The sequence below is a fragment of the Lysinibacillus sp. NPDC097868 genome (assembly GCF_044761135.1).
Classification (GTDB): Bacteria; Bacillota; Bacilli; order Bacillales_A; family Planococcaceae; genus Lysinibacillus.
Genome location: NZ_JBIWBS010000002.1, coordinates 295,128 through 312,108, shown reverse-complemented (window position 1 = coordinate 312,108; position 16,981 = coordinate 295,128). Strand labels below are relative to the sequence as shown.

The window sequence follows — 16,981 nt, the reverse complement described above, 5'->3', positions numbered from 1 at the left end:
GGAAAGCTTAGTATTCTACTTCATTTCTTTTGTACGTGCTGTTTCAATTTGTGTGTATAGTTTTTATTGTTTATACGCAAACATGGTCATTTAATATAACTGTGCTCCATCATATAACCCTTTACGTTGCATATATTTTGTAAAACGGACTTCAGATTATTATAGGGCGGAGGAATTTCGCAGTTGAGTGCAATGATACTTGGTGGATTTCTTTTTTTTAGCGTTAGCATAGGTGGAACAATCGCTTGGGTTTTCTCTAAACTGTTTCAACATACAACCCAAGGTTTATCATTATTATGTGGTGGTTTTTTAGTAGGATTGCTCGTACTTGACATCATTCCATCATCTTTTCAAATGTACAAGTCTTTTAGCATACTATTAGGCATACTTATTGGCTATTTAATATTTCAATTACTTAGTAGTTTATTTCACCCTACAAATCATCAAAACCCCTCCGTTTCTTTGCTTGCAATTGCAATGGTCATCCATACAATTCCTATTAGTCTTACCATCGGAAACTTACTTGGTAATTCCGCCCTTAGTATTACAATGACAGCATCAATCATTCTTCATCATCTTCCGGAGGGGTTTGCACTTACAACAGCATCTCTTTCCCAAAGCGGAAGGTTATGGAAACTATTCATTTATTTCATCGGATTTTCGATGTTCTTTGTATTTTTCATTTTTATAGGTCAATATTGCAATTTAACAATTAAAGCACAAGGAATGTTAATGGGCCTATCAATAGGATTAATCGGCACAGCTAGTATTTCAGAATTTATATTGCACCATGTACGAACAGTATCCTTCAAATCCTTTATGACATATATTTTATTGGGCTATTTTTTAAGCTATATGTTTCATGCATTTGTAGGCTAAGCACATATGTTGTTTGAATTTTTAGAATCGTTTGGGTGACTGGCACTTAGAAAAAATGTAAAAATCCACTTCGCCTAACAAAGCACTGCGAAGTGGATTTTTGCATTTTAAAATTTAGCTTAGTCTACAGGATGTATTACTCTTCACTCACTGTCATCAGCGTAAGTGATAAAATTTTAGAAAACTGCGCACGCGTCAGATTGCCTTTTGGATTAAACTTGCCACTTGTACCTTCAATAATTCCTAATTGCTGTAATAAACCAATAGATTCTACAGCTTCCTTACGCATTTGGTCCTTATCCGTAAAGGTATTATTTTTGTTAGCCTTTGCGATATCGAATTCCATTGCTTCTAAGTAACTCGCCGTAATATGAGCCATCTCTTCACGTGTAGCTGGTTTGTTTGGCTCAAAATAATTACCATCGAAAATTTCGAGTAACCCGTACTCTTGTAAAATCGCTACTTCCTTAGCTCCCCAGAAACCTTGCATATCTTTGTAAGAAGCAGGTCCTTCATAATCTTCATTTACATCTAATCCTGAAGCACGGAAAATCATCGCAGCTAATTGACCACGTGTTACTTGCCCATTCGGATTGAATGTTGTATCAGTAGTACCAGTTACAATGCCAGCCTGATAAAGCAATTGGATATAGCTTTCAGCCCAATGGCCAATCGCATCGGTAAAATACCCACCTGGTTTTAAATCAAGGTCAGCACGGTTAAATACTGTAATTAAATCATTCATATCTGCAGTACTTGCTGCTTCCCATTTCCCTGCTGTATAAACTTCAGCCGTGAAGCCATTGCCAGATTGTGTAATGCGCATTTGAATTGCATCACCAAACATCTTTTTAAACTCTTCAAAGTTTTCTTGTAATGCCTTCTCACCTTCTGGGAATAAGTTTGTCCCATCTGAGTAGGATGCCATTATTGCTTTAAGAGACATTTTTATAGTAATGCTATTTTTAGTTGTAACTAAAGTTAAATCATCATTTTCAAAACCTAGCTTAGAAAGTAAAAACATTTTGTAAACATCTTGATAGGACATCGATTGCACTTGATTTGTCGATGCAACGACTTGTTTATTGTGGATAATGTTGGCAACATCCACTTTTTCTTGTGCATATGCTTGTATGCCAAAACCTCCTGTAAAACATGCAATACTTAAGGCTCCAGCTAAAATTGTTTTCTTCATTCCTCTTACCCCTTTCAATTCATAATCTCAGTGTACTAAAACACCTATTAACAAATCTATAATTATATGTAAATTATAGAAAATTATAAAATAGACCTATTTTTGTAAATTAATTTACTCCGACTAAATCTTTATACTTCTAAGACTAAATACTTGAAGAGAATAGTTAAAAAATACAAAAATACCTACTAAATCCAAATGATTAATAATGATACATTTGCACCAAAAGGTATATTTCCCTAAAGTCTCCTGTTAATAATTATTAGGACTAACGGTTATTTTCATCCTCAACAAGCACATATTTGAAGCGTAAGTATTTCAATAGAAATCGGACATATTTTTATATCATTATAATAATTGAGTTTATAATTTGATTTTCGTTCAACGAAAGAAGTAGTATGGAATTGTAATAAGAAAGATATACTACAACGAAACTATTATACTAACGTAACAATATCAGAGGAGGAATTCAGATGAATTATCAAAACATTACTGTAGCAGGAAGTGGCGTATTAGGTAGTCAGATTGCTTATCAGTCTGCTTTTAAAGGATTTAACGTTACTGTGTACGATATTAATGACGATGCTTTAAAAAATGCGCAGGATCGCATTACAAAGTTAAAACCATTATACCAACATGATTTGGGTGCGACACAGGAAGAAGTAGATGCTGCTTATGCGCGTCTTTCATTTAAAAGCGACTTAGCAGAGGCTGTAGCAAATGCAGATCTTGTTATCGAAGCTATTCCTGAGGTTGTAAAAATCAAAACAGAATTTTACACAAACCTAGGTAAAGTTGCCCCAGCAAAAACAATTTTCGCAACAAACTCATCTACTTTATTACCAAGCCAATTTGCTGAAGCCACTGGTCGCCCTGAGAAATTTTTAGCATTACATTTTGCTAATACAATTTGGGTAAACAATACAGCTGAAATTATGAAACATCCAGGTACAGATATGAAAGTGTTTGATGAAGTTGTTGAATTTGCTCGTGCTATCGGAATGGTGCCACTTACATTATATAAAGAACAACCAGGCTATATTTTAAACTCTCTACTAGTACCATTGTTAGATGCAGCTGAAATGCTATTAGTAAAAGAAGTATCTGATCCTGAAACAATCGACAAAACTTGGATGATTGGGACAGGTGCTCCTCTTGGACCATTCGCTATTTTAGACGTTGTAGGTATCAATACCGCTCATAACATTGTAGAGGCAAAAGCTGCTGCAACTGGTGATGAAAACATGAAAAAGCTATCTAACTTGTTAAAAACAGAGTATATCGACAAAGGCAAATTAGGACGAGCAACAGGAGAAGGCTTCTACAAATATCCAAACCCAAGCTTCTCAAAACCTGATTTCCTTAAAGGATAAGTGCCTGCCACTCAAACAATTCACTACAATTCACTACGCTGGTCATGCATTTGATGACTAGCATAATAAAAATCCACTGCGTCCCCAGAAAGCGCAGTGGATTTTTACGATTTTACGAGCTAGTATTATGCAGGAGCTAAGTGTGAAACTAAGTGCCAGGCACTCAAACAATTTTTTATCTAAATAACACTGCCAGAAGGATTAGCTTAGTAAAAATCTACGGAGACTCCTGCGGGAATGCACGTAACGTAAGACGCAACAAACCGCGCGATAGCGAGGGTTGCGGCTTACGTCGTGCCCGCGGAAAGCGTAGTGGATTTTTACGATTTCAGGAGCTAAGTGTCAGGCACCCAAACAATTCTATCTTTTACTCATTTAATACCTCTCCTTGCGAATTTACTACTTTAACCTGAAATTCATTTATCGGAGTTACTTCATTTCTCTCTTGTGAACGTAAAATTCCATATATGATTTCTTCCATTTCTAATGCTACCTTTTGTGCATTTTTCTCCGAACCAATGATAGAAGTTTGTACAGTGATAAATGTGTCATGATCCGTCGTTACATTTTTAAATACATCAAATTCTTTAAGACCTTCTACAATAGCTTTTAAAAAATAGGATAATTCTTTATCTATTAGTTTTTTTTCATCATTTTCCTTTGTAAATTCCCACCTTTCAAAAATAACTGTATAGTCCTTAAATGGGGAAGTTTCCATAACACTTTTGGCAATCGGCTCCATATCTTTTTTTACAAAATTAAAATAATCTTCATCCGCCACAACTTGTAACACTAATTCTTTCTTTGTCGTCGTTTTCACATCAACTCCAACATATATTTCATGCAGTTTTTCTTTCAATTTAGCAATACTTGACTCTTCTTTAGTAACGAAAGATTGCTGCGCATCTTTATTTTCAGAACTATCATCCTCAAAAAGTCTAGCGACTAGGCTAGATATAACTATTGCCAAAGTAAGTGTTCCTACAAGAATCCATTTCCTTTTGAACATGTTATCCCTCCTACTTAAGAAGGTATGTCATCGAAGACATAAAAAATGCCCTAACCGAAAGTCTCTTTTATTACCACTAGTAAGATCCAAAAAAAATTCTTTTAATAAGCACTTGAGAAACATTTTTAATCATATTACCTTTACTTAGGAAGGGGGATGAGATGATGAAAATAACTATTGAAGAATTAGCAGAATCAAGAATTGCCTTTTTTAGAAACGTCGGTGAATATGGTGAAAAGCAAAACAAAGAGCTAATGGAATCCTTTAAGCAATGGGCACAGGTAAATGGGGTATTTGATGATTCACCAATTTTAGCTATACCACAAGATAATCCTAAAGTTACACCTAAAGAAGAATGTCGTTATGATGTTTGCGTCATTATTCAAGACGATTATCATGTGGCAAAGCCTGCTCAGGTTGGTACATTCATGGGAGGGAAATATGCAGTTTTCCTGCTAGACCATACGAAAGAGGCAGTCAGCGAATTTTGGGGAAATATTTTTTCTGAAATCGCAAAACATAATCTATCCATTAGACAACAACCAATCATTGAAAGATATACCTGGCAAATGATTGAAAATCATCTATGTGAAATATTAGTTCCTATTCAGTAACGAAACTTGGTATTTCCATCTTCCATTTAACATAACAAGAGTTGGTAGTGAAGGCGATGACTACTGCGGAAAAGCATGTAGCGTAAAACGTAACAAACCGTATGGTAGTGGGGGATGCCTGTTCAAAAAGCAACGCATACAGCAAAAAAGTGTTAGATTGACAACAGCCAATCTAACACTTTTCAGACTATGATTGAATCACACGTTTTGTACAATTTTACCATCATTCATTTTAATAACCTGATTTGTATATGACAGCATTTCTTCGTCATGTGTAACCATTAAAGTTGTAATGTTTAATGTTTTTGTCAGATCTCTAATTAACTCCATAACGTCCTTAGATCTTTTGGAATCTAAACTTGCTGTAGGTTCATCTGCAAAAAGAACTTTCGGTTTATGAATAATTGCTCGCGCAATGGCAACTCGTTGCTTCTCTCCACCTGATAATGACGAAGGATATGCATTTTTCCTATGATCCATCCCGACTAATTTTAGAAGTCGCTCAACCTCTCTTTGCTGCTCGTGTTTCTTCATTGCTGATTCAGACACTTCGAGCATAAGTATAAGCTGTTCTTCTACTGTTAAAAAAGGAACTAAGTGTGCAAATTGAAAAACAAAGCCGAATTTACTTGCACGTACTTGTCGCACTTGCTCTTTAGTCAAAGCTGTCAGGTTTTTCCCTTCAAAAATAATTTGGCCATCAGATGTAGGTTGCAACCCTGCAGCAATCGTTAGAAGTGTACTTTTACCAGAGCCAGAAGCACCTACTAACGCCGTTACCTCTCCTTCTTTAAGCGTCAGATTAATACCTTTTAATATTTCTTCTTGCACTTCACCATTCGTAAAAGTTTTTCTAACATTCTCCATTGTAAATAGCGTCATATTAAACCTCTCCTTGTTGTATCGCTTGTAATGGTTGAATTTTTTTAATTTGGATACCTGAAATCGTTGCACCAATAAATCCAATAATGATGAATACAATCGACAATTGTGTTGTCGTTGCCAAACTTAAACTAAATGGCATTCCTTGTGGTGCAAATTGATTGAAAATTTGACTTAGCGCAATAGATAGCGCAAGTGAAATAATAGTAATAACGACCATTTGCGTCCAAATCATTTTAAATAGCTTACTCGTTTTTAAACCGATTGCTTTTAAAATACCGTACAAACCAATCTTTTGAACATTCATCATGTAGAAAAAGATTGCAAACAGCATGCCACTAATCACAACTAAAAACCAAACAATCATATTAAGAGACATTTGTTCTGCGCTATAACTAGGAATTGTATTTAAAAAATCATTTTTTGAAAATGCTTGTAATCCCGTATAGGCTTGAGCAGCATCCCCATCTGGAGCGAAAACTAATTGCATTTCTTCGACACGATAAATTTCTTTGTAATCCTCCATGCTAATATAAGCTACAGGAGCATGACTATATTTCTTTTGCTCAACAAAGCCCTTTACAATAAACTTGCCACTAAATTGATTATTTGTTACTGTATCTCCTACCTGTATACCTTTATCCTTTAATGAGCTATCTAAAATAATTTCCTCATGTTTCACATTTTCAAATAGTGATGAATCGGTAGCAGTTACAAAGGCTACGCTTTGCTGCTTGCCTGCCTCATCATTTATAAAGCCCATTTGAATTGAGAAGGCTACAGCATCCTTTTGTTTGTTTAACATTTCATTTTGGGTACTGCTATCTATTTTTGACAGATTGTACGTTTCATCTGCATCCTCATTCATATAAAACTGTCCTGCCGGTAAATCTTTTATTAGCGCTGCATTGTCTTGCGATAGTCCGTTTGCTAAACCTGAAATAATAAAGGTTAATAAACTCACCAGAAAAACAATGGACCCTAAAATCAAAAATCGTACTTTATTTTTCTTCATTTCTTTTATAGCTAGGTTCATCTTAAAACCCCTCCTATTTCTTTTCACATTCTTAGAATATAGAGCCTAAATGAACAGAGCATGAACTGAAAATGAACGGAAGATGAACAAAGCATTACATTTGAATCCATGCTGAAGTTATTAATTATTTTTATAAAAGTTTTGCAGGCGTGCGAACGATTGCCAGCACTATTTTATTTGGCATTTCACCCTACCTGCTTTCAACGAAAAAACCTTCTACTCATAAACGGGAGTAGAAGGTTTAAACCATAGTATTGAAATTCGAGCACAATAGGTTAACAGCTTTTATGGACATTCATCAATAGCTATAGCAATTTAAATTAAAGCTAATAGTTGTTTCGCAAAAGTTTTAAAATCGTCAAGATGCTGCTTAACCATTTCCACCTGTTGTAAATATTTTTAATAATCCCTACCATGTCAAAAGTAGTTTACAACTAAACTACCTTCCTCTTACTAAAGTAATTTACACATAACATATTGCCTATCAATAAACTACTTTATTATACTATTTAATGATAAACCTTCACCATATTACCCTATTGGAGGGTGGTAAAATATAGGACAAATTGTTCTTTGGTAATTATTTTCGCTATGCTATTCTTTATAGTAGAAAAATTGAATAGGCAAACCTAAAGAAATTTAGGGACGCAAAGCTATAGGGACTAAGGTTTATAACTATGTCAGCCAGTTGCCGAAGAGTACATACTACTTTTTGTTTAGTAAGGTCATAAAAAAAACAAATTGCTGAAAAAATGTTTTTTTAATATAGCTTCTAAAAGATAAATTTTTATCTTTTAGTTTTTCAGTGTCCATAAACAAATGGGTATATTTGTATGTTTTTTATTGTATCCTTATTTGAAATAAAACTACTCTTTATGAGTAGTTTTTTTATGTACTCCGTTGGAAGAAATTCAAAACTTCATAAGGAGGAAATATATATGAAAGTTGTAAAGATTGTAACAGTATCTGCTCTAGCTTTAAATTTAGTCGGCGGTCCATTGAATGTTTTGGCAAGTGAAAATCCGAATGGAAACATTGTCAAAACTTCAGCTGTAGCGAGTACTAAACATACGATAGCTTCGGTGAAAAAGTTTGATTTGTATGGAACAGATATTTTAAAGGAATACGATGACGTATTTAAGATGGCTAACACTAACATTAAATCGATTACTAACAACGGTGGAAAATATGCAAGTTCTACTATTGATAAAGCAATTGATGGCGATATGAATACCCATTGGGAAACAGGGACACCAAATAGTGCGTCGTTCACAAATGAAGTCGTTATACAGTTCAATGACGTAGCTACGTTAAATAGAATTGTTTACGCTGCACGTCAATCAACTACAAAAGGTAAAGGTTTTGCACAGCAGTTTGAAATTTATAGCTCAACATCCGATTCGGGCAATGATTTTACACTCGTTTCATCAGGTGAATATAAAGGTTCTACTGGTGATATCGTCGAAATCCAGTTTGACCCAACAGAATTTAAACGTGTAAAATTTGTTTTCACTAAAGCAAATCAAGATTGGGCAAGTGCATCAGAGTTTCAGTTTTATAAAGAAGATGCACTCTCTGACAAAATGGCAACCCTATTTACTGATGACACAATGAGCGCTGTTAATGACAAGTTCCACTCGATGGATGCACTCAATCAATTAGATGCTGAAGCACAAGGACACCCCTTCTATGCTCAATTTAAAGAAGATATCGACAATGCAAAAGTGCTCCTAAGCAACGAAGCAATCGAAGCTACAACAGCAGTAACTTCATCATTCAGCCATTACGCAAATGAAGCATATTCTAAGTTATTTAGAATGGACTACAAAAATATTAAAAGTATTCGCAATAACGGCGGGCACTGGGCAAGCGCAGTTATCGAAAATGCCATCGATGGTAATGTCAATACATATTGGGAAACAAATAGTAGCAACACAGCTACATTCTCAAATGAAGTAGAAGTCGAATTTATCGAGCCTGTCACATTAAATCGTATTATTTACGGGGCAAGACCCTCTGACCTTAAAGGCTTTGCTGAGGAATTTGAAATTTATGCTTCACAAACATCGAAAGGCGATACGTATGAGCTTGTTGCAACAGGTAAACACAATATAGTTGCTGGATTAGTCGAAGCGAAGTTTGAACCAACTACATTTAAACGAGTAAAATTTAATTTTAAAAAGTCTGATCGAAATTGGGCAACTTTATCAGAATTAGCATTTTATAAAGAAGATACAATCAACGATAAAATGGCAAAGTTATTTACTGATGGAACGATGGATACAGTTTCACCAGAATTTAATAGCCTTGAACAAATTAACGCATTAGAAGAAGAAGCAAAAACACATCCACTGTACGATACTTATAAAGAAAACATTGAGTTAGCAAAAAAAATCATTAAAGGTGAAGTCGTTACAGAAGGAAGAATCATCGTAGCTGAACAACACGGGAACATGGTAAAGCATGCCAATGAGAATTTAAAATTCGGGTTCGGCAATAATTTACAACCAACTGGTCTTGCTGCACAACCTGGTGATGAAATCATCGTTTACGTCGACGCAGCAGCAAATGGTCCTCTACCACACTTATCATTCACGCAACAAGAAGGTGCTTGGAACAGTTGGAGAAGAGACGTCAGCTTAAAAGTTGGTAAAAACGTCATTACCGTTCCTGCAATTTCTAAAACTTCAGCTTATAACAAGGCTGTAACACCAGGCGGCACAATCTATATTGATAATCCATATACAGCACAAGAGCAAGGAAAAGCACCTACATTACGTTTTGAAGGTGTTGATAGAATTCCTTTTGCTACGAAATCTACCAATGTGGAGGAGTTCAAACAATTTTTAATCGACTATAAGAACAAAATCGATGAAGACATGGCGAAACATCCAAAAGTCGAAGATCGCGAAGTACTTGATATCGTTGAAGTTGTAAGTGACCATTTATTCTGGACAGGTACTGCAACAGGTGCTTATAAAACGTATATTGAAAATGGCTATAGCCCATTACAAACTATTGAATCGTACAATCGTTTAATGGACGAATTATTTAAATATAACGGTTTAGATGGCCATAATGAAAAAAATGACCCGAAATTAATTCGAGAAAATGTACGACTTGCACAGCCCTATGCATACATGTATGCAGCTGGCGATCATATCGGCACATTAGATGATGTTGTGTCTGATATTCTAGTTCCTATCGAAGAAAAGGGCGGTTCATGGGGCGTAATCCACGAAATCGGTCACCGCATGGATATTGGCGTAAGAACTTACGGTGAAGTTACAAACAATATGCTTCCGCAGCATATGTCAGCATTTTACGGCAAAATTGATGGACGTATTCCTTATGAAGCGAATGTCTATAAAAACGTCCTAAAAGAAAACACGAAAGATTATAACGACCAAGGTCTGTTTGAAAAACTAGCTGTATATTGGCAACTTGAAATGTATAGTCCAGGATATTGGGGTAAATTAAACTCTTTATATCGCGAACGTAATGTGACACTAACAGATGGTGATCGATCTAAACAACAATATTTAGTCGAATTCTCTTCTGAAGCACTTAGATTAGATTTAAGTGAGCATTTTGCTCGCCATGGTTTTGTTGTAACTGACGAAACGAAAGCAAAAACAAGTAAATATCCAAAACCAGATAAAAAAATATGGTATTTAAATAATAGTGCAGTCGACTATAAAGGTAATGGTTTAAAAGGTAAAGAAGTAAACGTAACATTCGCCTCAAACCAAGCTGCCAAAACAAACACATTATATTTATCAATCGATAAAGCGTACCAAGATGATTTCTTAGGCTATGAAATTTATAGAGATGATGAATTAATCGGCTTTACTAGTACTGCACAATTTATCGATAAAAATATAGATACAACTAAAAATTATACGTACAAAGTTGTTGGTTATGACAAAAAATTAACTACGCTGAAACCAGTCGAAATAAAAGCATTCACACCTACGTTATCAGTAGAAGAACATGTAACAATCAAACTACATCAAGCATTTAATCCAATGGATTATGTCAAAGCAATTTCTTATAGCGGCCAAGATATTACGAAAACAATTAGCATTAAATCAAATACTGTAGATGTTACGAAAAAAGGAAGCTATGAAGTTGTTTATGAAGTAAACGATGAAGGCATTAAAGAAACAAAAACAATGAACGTTAACGTAACAAGTGACATGCAGTATATTTCTGATATGACAGCTAAATCTGCAAAAGTAGGTTGGGGCTCATTACAAAAAGATAAATCAATTGCTGGTGGCACAATTACATTACTACGCCAAGGTGTTGATGCAACGTATGCAAAAGGACTTGGTGCACACGCAAACTCTGAAGTCGTGTATGACATTGAAGGAAAAGGCTTTGATTTCTTCGAAAGTTATATCGGCATCGATCAAGCAGCAAAAGGCCAAAAATCTTCTGCTACTTTTGAAGTATGGGTCGATGGTGAACAGAAATTTGCAAGTGATGTATTTAGAGCCAATACAGATCATGGCTATGTAAAAGTTCCTGTTACAGGTGCAAAAGAAGTGAAGTTAATTACAACGGATGCCAATGATAGCGGTAATTCCTCTGACCATACTATTTGGGCTGATGCGAAATTTGGCAAAGACTCAAGTCTACCTACTTTAACACTTTCTGAAGACTTGACATTAGTGAAGTTAAATAGCGAATTTGATCTTCTAAAAGATGTAACAGCATCTGATATTGAAGACGGCGATTTAAGTAAACAAATCAAAGTAACTACAAATGGCTTCAATACAAATAAAACAGGTACTTACCAAATCGAATATACAGTAACTGATAGTGATAACAATGTTGCAACAGCAACAAGGAATGTTTATGTCTATAGCGATGAGAAATTCGCGTCAGACATCGGCTGGAAATCTGCTCAAACAGCGTATAGTACTGTCAACAAAGACAAATCGTCTTCAGGTGGTTCAATAAAAGTACTAAAAAATGGAGAAGTTAAGGAATTTGCCAAAGGGATAGGCACACACGCAAACTCTGAAATCGTCTATGATTTAACAGATAAAAACTACGATTACTTTGAAACACTCGTTGGTATTGATCGCAATATCGCTGAAAATGGAAATTCTAGCGTGACATTTAAAGTGTTAGCTGACGGTCAAGAAGTATATAACAGTGGTGTCATGAAATATCAAACAGAAGCAAAACTAGTGAGAGTACCGCTTCAAGGTGTGCAAGAGTTAAAACTTATTGCAAATGATTCAGGCAATGGTAATGCATCAGATCATGCGAACTTTGCTGATGCTAAGTTCTATTTATCGAACGGTATGCCAGAACTAACAATTCCTAAATCAGTTGCAACAAAAGTAGGAACGCCTATTAACACCGACGAAAGCTATTTAGCAACGGATGCTGAAGATGGTGATTTAACATCCCAAGTAAAAGTAACTGGCTTAGAGCAAGTGAACTTTAATCGAGCTGGTCACTACGAAATTACGTACACAGTAATCGATAGTGATGGCAATGAAGTAACAAAAAAACGTACTATTTCAGTGGTGAATATGGAAGATTACCATTATCTAACTGATTTTGAATGGCAATCTACACAAAACAGCTATACAGCACCAGTAAAAGATATCTCCATTAGTCACAAGGCAATACGCTTAACAGGAGACGATGGTCGTGAGATAACATACGAACGAGGCATTGGTGCACATTCAAACTCAACAATCATTTATGATTTAACAGATAAAAACGCAGATTTCTTCACTGCATTCGTTGGTGTAGACCGTCAAATGTACGGTACGATAGGCTCAGTAACATTCCAAGTGTTTGTTGATGGAGAAAAGCAATTCGATAGTGGCTTAATGCAATCTCGTGATCCTCAAAAGTACATTGAAGTGAGCATTACTGGCGCAAAAGAGCTTAAACTTGTCGTAACAGACGGTGGCAACGGAAACGGCTCTGACCATGCGTCATGGGGAGATACGAAATTACATTTTGCAAATGCGGATCGCGTATTCACGGAAGATTTAACACTAGCACTTGAAGATGCTAAAACAGTTAATGTAGAAAACTACACAGCTGACACAATCCAAGCTTTACAAGCGAGCATGGCAAAAGCAGAAGAACTTCTTGCTAATACACAAGCTTCGCAAGCCCAAATCGATCAAGCTTTAGAGGAGCTATTACAAGCAAAAGCTGCTTTAGTAGCAATTGATTTCGATCAAATTATACCAATTGCAGACAACCAGCTTAAAGTAGCTATCCAGCAAACACTAGGACTGTCAGGAGAAATCACTTTAAGTGATATGATTACACTGACAAGTCTCCATGCACCAAATGCACATATTACAAGTCTAGAAGGCTTACAATATGCTAAAAATTTAACATCACTTGATATTTCGGCTAATAGTATTACTGATTTCTCGCCATTGAAAAATCTAAATAAATTAGAAAACATCACTGCGCACCCACAAATCGTTGAAGTATCTAGCTTAACAGGTCCTGAACTAACAGTGGAAAATCTAGTAAAAGGATTAGATGGTAACTATCTTAACCCTTACCAAATAGCGCTAAGAAATACGAAAACAATGAAAGAGATTTCAGTAGATGTGGACCAACTTGCACCGAACGCAGACCACTTTACAATCGATCTTTCTCAAGAAGAACAAGGCATGTACATGTTAGTCATTGCGTATAAGCTAAACGAAGACACACTTATACAATTAACTTATTTTGTGAAGAACTAGTCATGTGGCTGTCATAAAAACTCCTCCCCTTTTAAATACAACACCTACGGATTTTCCGTGGGTGTTTTTGATTGTAGAAGTAATTTCCTACTTGGTGTGGGAACTGGTTTAATTAAAAACTTTACGATACCCAACTGATTAGAGGACGCTGCCAAGTAAATCCTGTAACTTGTATGTTAGAACTTTAGGTGATTCTAAGTAGTGATAGACAGAAGCATTTAATCTATTTATATGTCCATTATTAATATTTTCAAAAATATATAGTATATGTAAAAAAACACCAATCAATAATAGATTGATGTTTTTTATATTGTTTGCTCTTATATTTAGTTAAGATGTACCCTATACTTTTTATCAATATTTAATTTTTCTTGCAACTGATTACATGCTTTTGCATTTTGAAAATAATACTCTTCTTTAGTCATATAATTTATAAATATTTGATTGTAGGATTCATCTATTCTACACAGCAACGGTCTAGTTTCATAAATTGAGCACCCATTATTTTCTAACAGATTACATTTACCATTTACATTAAAATCTTTTAAAAATTCTATTCCTTCGATAGATAAACAACAAGCTCCACAAGATGTGCACGGAAAGACGCTCATAATTCTAACACCTCATCGCTTAACATAAATGCTTCAAAATCATCTAGTCTTTCATATTTAAATTTTATATTTAAACCATCCACTAAAGAAATAATAGCTTTTTCTGTTAAACGATCATCTATAATTGCTAAATCTACTAGTTGCTTCAATTTAACAAAGGTTTCTTCATATTCTTTATAATAGGATATTAGTAAAGCTTCTTCTTCTTTAACTTGTTGAATAATAATTTCGGATAAAGCCTCGGCTTGTATACGTGCTTCTTTGGATAATTTCAAATCCTCACGAGCATTGATAAATACTTTATATAGTTGTTTTATGCCAATTAATGCCACTGTACCTGCTATAGCAGCTCCGATTGGTCCAAATAAAGCGGCTCCTGCTGCAGTCATAATAATACCTGAAAAACAACTTACAGCATTACTACCAAGACCTTCAACATACGCTTCAGTCGTAATTTTTTTTGTTAGAAATTTATAAGTTAGTTCAGTCATATTCACTGCCGAACTAGCAAGAGAAGTGACCACATTTCCTGTCATTACAGCGTTATTTTTACCTAAATACTTTAAACCATAAGATACACCACTTACAACAGCTCCACGCGCTGCGCTATTTGCAGCTCCTTTCCCTGTTTCTTTAACACAAAATTCACCTTTAAATAGACCTTGAGCTGTATTGATAGTGCCACCTACGAAAGCCCCTGCTAATGCACCACTCAACATCGCATTTTTAACTCCTGAAATGAACTCTGCTCGGTTCATTTGAGAGGCAAAAGCTTCTGGATTTTCAGCAGCATGTGTTGCTTCATCATGAGTTGTTCCGCCACTTTTAATTCCGTCATACTCTAATTGACCTTTCAAATGCTTTTGTGCATCACGATAATCTTCAGCATAAATACCTTGTTTATCAATCCGACTTTCCATCAATTCACTAACACGATTCTTATGTTCCATATTAACTAAACGGTCCATGCCTTCATACTTCTTATTTTTAATATAGCTTGCTAAAGCTACTGGATTATTGCCAGATTTCGCCTGAACCTCTCGTAATACATCTCCGCTTTTATTACGAATGAAAATATCCGCTTCATGATGTGGCATGCCTAATTGATCAGTCGTCACAGCTCGTAACATACTTCCTGCTTTCGCCGCATTTACATTAAATTTAGTAGATTCAATAATTTCAAACATGCGTCCTTGCGTCTTGTCACTCGCACAATTTATATATTGTTTAGCTACTTTAACCAGTTGTTCATTCCCTGCGACTGTCTCTATTAATGCGTTTCCTTGTCTTTCAACTGTTTCACTGACTACTTGTCCTGCAATAAAATCAATATCTGATTGACGTAATACAACCATTTTAGTAGCCCTTAATAGCAGAAATTTTTCGTTTTTCAGCTGTAATTACAGACTGTAGGTTTGGCGTTAATTGACCGTTTTCATCTAAAATTGTGGTATTCAAAATATCACGCATAATAATTGCTAATTTATAATTGTTGTGAATAATTTTTTGTTCTTCAGTAGAATAGCAACTGAAATCTTTTCCTTTTTGTTGAATAACAGCTTTCATCTTATCTATATTCTCCAGGAAAAATTTATTAGTACTATCTGCTAAGCTATGCATGTTCTTTGTTGTTGTTTTAATTTGTGCCATTACATTTGCTGCAGAATATAATTTCTCAACTTCTGCATTTACTTCAGCTTTTTTCGCATACATTTCTTCTAATTTTTTCTCTGTGGAAGATGCAAAAATGAGACTTCCAATGGCTAACGCAGGAGCTAAAGCAATGCCTCCTAAAACCATTGTTCCACCAGCAATACCCAGTCCACCAGCACTTAGTGCTCCGCCACCTAAAAACGCTAACGTAGCATTTTGAGCTGCTATACCGCTTAATGAAGCGATTGCTGTACCTGTCGATGCAGCAGCAAATGTAGTCGTAGCACCAACTGCGCCCATAGCTGCTAATCCACCACCTGCCAATGAGGCAATACCAGCTGTCATTACCTGTCCTGCTTTCAGAACTTGTTTTTCAATGTTAATTACAAATTCATTAATGTCACTATTTGAAACAAAATTATCAGTAACTGCTTCACCTTTGAAATTCACATTTTTAATTTGCTTAAAAGTATCTACAAAACACTTCATTGAACCATCCAGAATATCTAATTTCAAAAGACCATAATTCTCAAAAGCATCATTTGTTTCATCACGACCTGCTTCAAAATTTTTATACGCTCTTTTATATTGTGATTCTAAAGATTGCGCTAACTCTTTTGTTTCTTGCATATTTTGATAAGAATCATATCCTTTTTTCCCCGCTACTGCAGCAGAGGCCGCCGCTGCTCCTGCTACGATTAATGGTATTAATGGTAATGGCATGTAAATTACCCACTTTCTAATATTTTATAATTCATTTATACCACAATCGGTTGGACATATAATGACCTTTTAACCCCTTTTTTATATTTTTTATAACCTTTTATACTTAAACATAAGAAGTAGCATAATAAAATGTTTAACACATAAGCAGATTCATATTGTGGACAGATGTAAAAGTAGAGATGCTATATTTTTTACTCCTATTAACAGATTTACTCTAATTGAACAAAAAAACCCCAAATAGTCACACTAGTAAAGTGTCC

At 35.2% G+C, this 16,981-nt stretch carries 11 protein-coding genes and 1 riboswitch; of the genes, 4 read left to right on the top strand and 7 right to left on the bottom strand.

All coding sequences use genetic code 11. The features are described from left to right. Positions 1–192 precede the first annotated feature (192 nt). Positions 193–879 carry a ZIP family metal transporter gene (locus tag ACIQXJ_RS16325; RefSeq protein ID WP_403055571.1) on the top strand — a complete coding sequence of 229 codons (687 nt, stop codon included), beginning with the start codon at positions 193–195 and terminating at the stop codon, positions 877–879. A 136-nt stretch (positions 880–1,015) separates the two neighbouring features. On the opposite strand, the gene ACIQXJ_RS16320 is transcribed toward ACIQXJ_RS16325, so the two are convergent. Then, positions 1,016–2,074, bottom strand: a complete 1,059-nt coding sequence (locus ACIQXJ_RS16320; RefSeq protein WP_403055066.1) for an S-layer homology domain-containing protein — start codon at positions 2,072–2,074, stop codon at positions 1,016–1,018. Between the two features lie 473 nt (positions 2,075–2,547). On the opposite strand from ACIQXJ_RS16320, the gene ACIQXJ_RS16315 reads away from it, so the two are divergent. Continuing rightward, entirely contained in the window at positions 2,548–3,447 is a 900-nt protein-coding gene (locus ACIQXJ_RS16315) for a 3-hydroxyacyl-CoA dehydrogenase (protein WP_401012755.1), read from the top strand. 367 nt (positions 3,448–3,814) lie between these two features. On the opposite strand, the gene ACIQXJ_RS16310 is transcribed toward ACIQXJ_RS16315, so the two are convergent. Further along, positions 3,815–4,456: a hypothetical protein gene (locus ACIQXJ_RS16310; protein WP_403055068.1), complete on the bottom strand. Its 642-nt coding sequence runs from the start codon at positions 4,454–4,456 to the stop codon at positions 3,815–3,817. A 164-nt stretch (positions 4,457–4,620) separates the two neighbouring features. Between ACIQXJ_RS16310 and ACIQXJ_RS16305 the strand changes: the two genes are divergently transcribed. Then, entirely contained in the window at positions 4,621–5,070 is a 450-nt protein-coding gene (locus ACIQXJ_RS16305) for an AraC family transcriptional regulator (protein WP_403055573.1), read from the top strand. 198 nt (positions 5,071–5,268) lie between these two features. Here ACIQXJ_RS16305 and ACIQXJ_RS16300 read toward each other — a convergent pair whose 3' ends face one another. Together ACIQXJ_RS16300 and ACIQXJ_RS16295 are read right to left on the bottom strand one after the other, a co-directional pair. Beyond that, a complete protein-coding gene (locus ACIQXJ_RS16300; RefSeq protein ID WP_403055070.1) occupies positions 5,269–5,952 on the bottom strand; it encodes an ABC transporter ATP-binding protein in 684 nt (227 codons plus the stop codon). 1 nt (position 5,953) lies between these two features. Beyond that, positions 5,954–6,988, bottom strand: coding sequence for an ABC transporter permease (locus tag ACIQXJ_RS16295; RefSeq protein WP_403055072.1), 1,035 nt, complete (start codon positions 6,986–6,988; stop codon positions 5,954–5,956). 612 nt (positions 6,989–7,600) lie between these two features. After that, positions 7,601–7,684, top strand: a riboswitch (cyclic di-GMP riboswitch). Between the two features lie 242 nt (positions 7,685–7,926). On the opposite strand from ACIQXJ_RS16295, the gene ACIQXJ_RS16290 reads away from it, so the two are divergent. Beyond that, entirely contained in the window at positions 7,927–13,731 is a 5,805-nt protein-coding gene (locus tag ACIQXJ_RS16290; protein WP_403055074.1) for an NPCBM/NEW2 domain-containing protein, read from the top strand. Between the two features lie 326 nt (positions 13,732–14,057). Here the strand turns inward: ACIQXJ_RS16290 and ACIQXJ_RS16285 are convergent, their stop codons facing one another. The 3 genes from ACIQXJ_RS16285 to ACIQXJ_RS16275 are packed head-to-tail and all read right to left on the bottom strand — an operon-like array spanning position 14,058 to position 16,718. Continuing rightward, the gene (locus tag ACIQXJ_RS16285; RefSeq protein WP_403055076.1) at positions 14,058–14,342 is read right to left on the bottom strand and encodes a YkgJ family cysteine cluster protein; all 285 of its coding nucleotides are present in this window, start codon (positions 14,340–14,342) and stop codon (positions 14,058–14,060) included. Continuing rightward, positions 14,339–15,697, bottom strand: a complete 1,359-nt coding sequence (locus ACIQXJ_RS16280; protein ID WP_403055078.1) for a hypothetical protein — start codon at positions 15,695–15,697, stop codon at positions 14,339–14,341. The genes ACIQXJ_RS16285 and ACIQXJ_RS16280 overlap by 4 nt, the downstream gene beginning before the upstream one ends. Position 15,698: 1 nt before the next feature. Beyond that, the gene (locus tag ACIQXJ_RS16275) at positions 15,699–16,718 is read right to left on the bottom strand and encodes a hypothetical protein (protein ID WP_403055080.1); all 1,020 of its coding nucleotides are present in this window, start codon (positions 16,716–16,718) and stop codon (positions 15,699–15,701) included. Between the last annotated feature and the right edge of the window lie 263 nt (positions 16,719–16,981).

What these genes read in the sequence shown, in the direction of transcription:
- ACIQXJ_RS16290 (WP_403055074.1), top strand. Translation starts at nt 7,927, where the DNA reads ATGAAAGTTGTAAAGATTGTAACAGTATCTGCTCTAGCTTTAAATTTA.
- ACIQXJ_RS16285 (WP_403055076.1), bottom strand. Translation starts at nt 14,342, where the DNA reads ATGAGCGTCTTTCCGTGCACATCTTGTGGAGCTTGTTGTTTATCTATC.
- ACIQXJ_RS16315 (WP_401012755.1), top strand. Translation starts at nt 2,548, where the DNA reads ATGAATTATCAAAACATTACTGTAGCAGGAAGTGGCGTATTAGGTAGT.
- ACIQXJ_RS16275 (WP_403055080.1), bottom strand. Translation starts at nt 16,718, where the DNA reads ATGCCATTACCATTAATACCATTAATCGTAGCAGGAGCAGCGGCGGCC.
- ACIQXJ_RS16300 (WP_403055070.1), bottom strand. Translation starts at nt 5,952, where the DNA reads ATGACGCTATTTACAATGGAGAATGTTAGAAAAACTTTTACGAATGGT.
- ACIQXJ_RS16295 (WP_403055072.1), bottom strand. Translation starts at nt 6,988, where the DNA reads ATGAACCTAGCTATAAAAGAAATGAAGAAAAATAAAGTACGATTTTTG.
- ACIQXJ_RS16310 (WP_403055068.1), bottom strand. Translation starts at nt 4,456, where the DNA reads ATGTTCAAAAGGAAATGGATTCTTGTAGGAACACTTACTTTGGCAATA.
- ACIQXJ_RS16320 (WP_403055066.1), bottom strand. Translation starts at nt 2,074, where the DNA reads ATGAAGAAAACAATTTTAGCTGGAGCCTTAAGTATTGCATGTTTTACA.
- ACIQXJ_RS16280 (WP_403055078.1), bottom strand. Translation starts at nt 15,697, where the DNA reads ATGGTTGTATTACGTCAATCAGATATTGATTTTATTGCAGGACAAGTA.
- ACIQXJ_RS16325 (WP_403055571.1), top strand. Translation starts at nt 193, where the DNA reads ATGATACTTGGTGGATTTCTTTTTTTTAGCGTTAGCATAGGTGGAACA.
- ACIQXJ_RS16305 (WP_403055573.1), top strand. Translation starts at nt 4,621, where the DNA reads ATGAAAATAACTATTGAAGAATTAGCAGAATCAAGAATTGCCTTTTTT.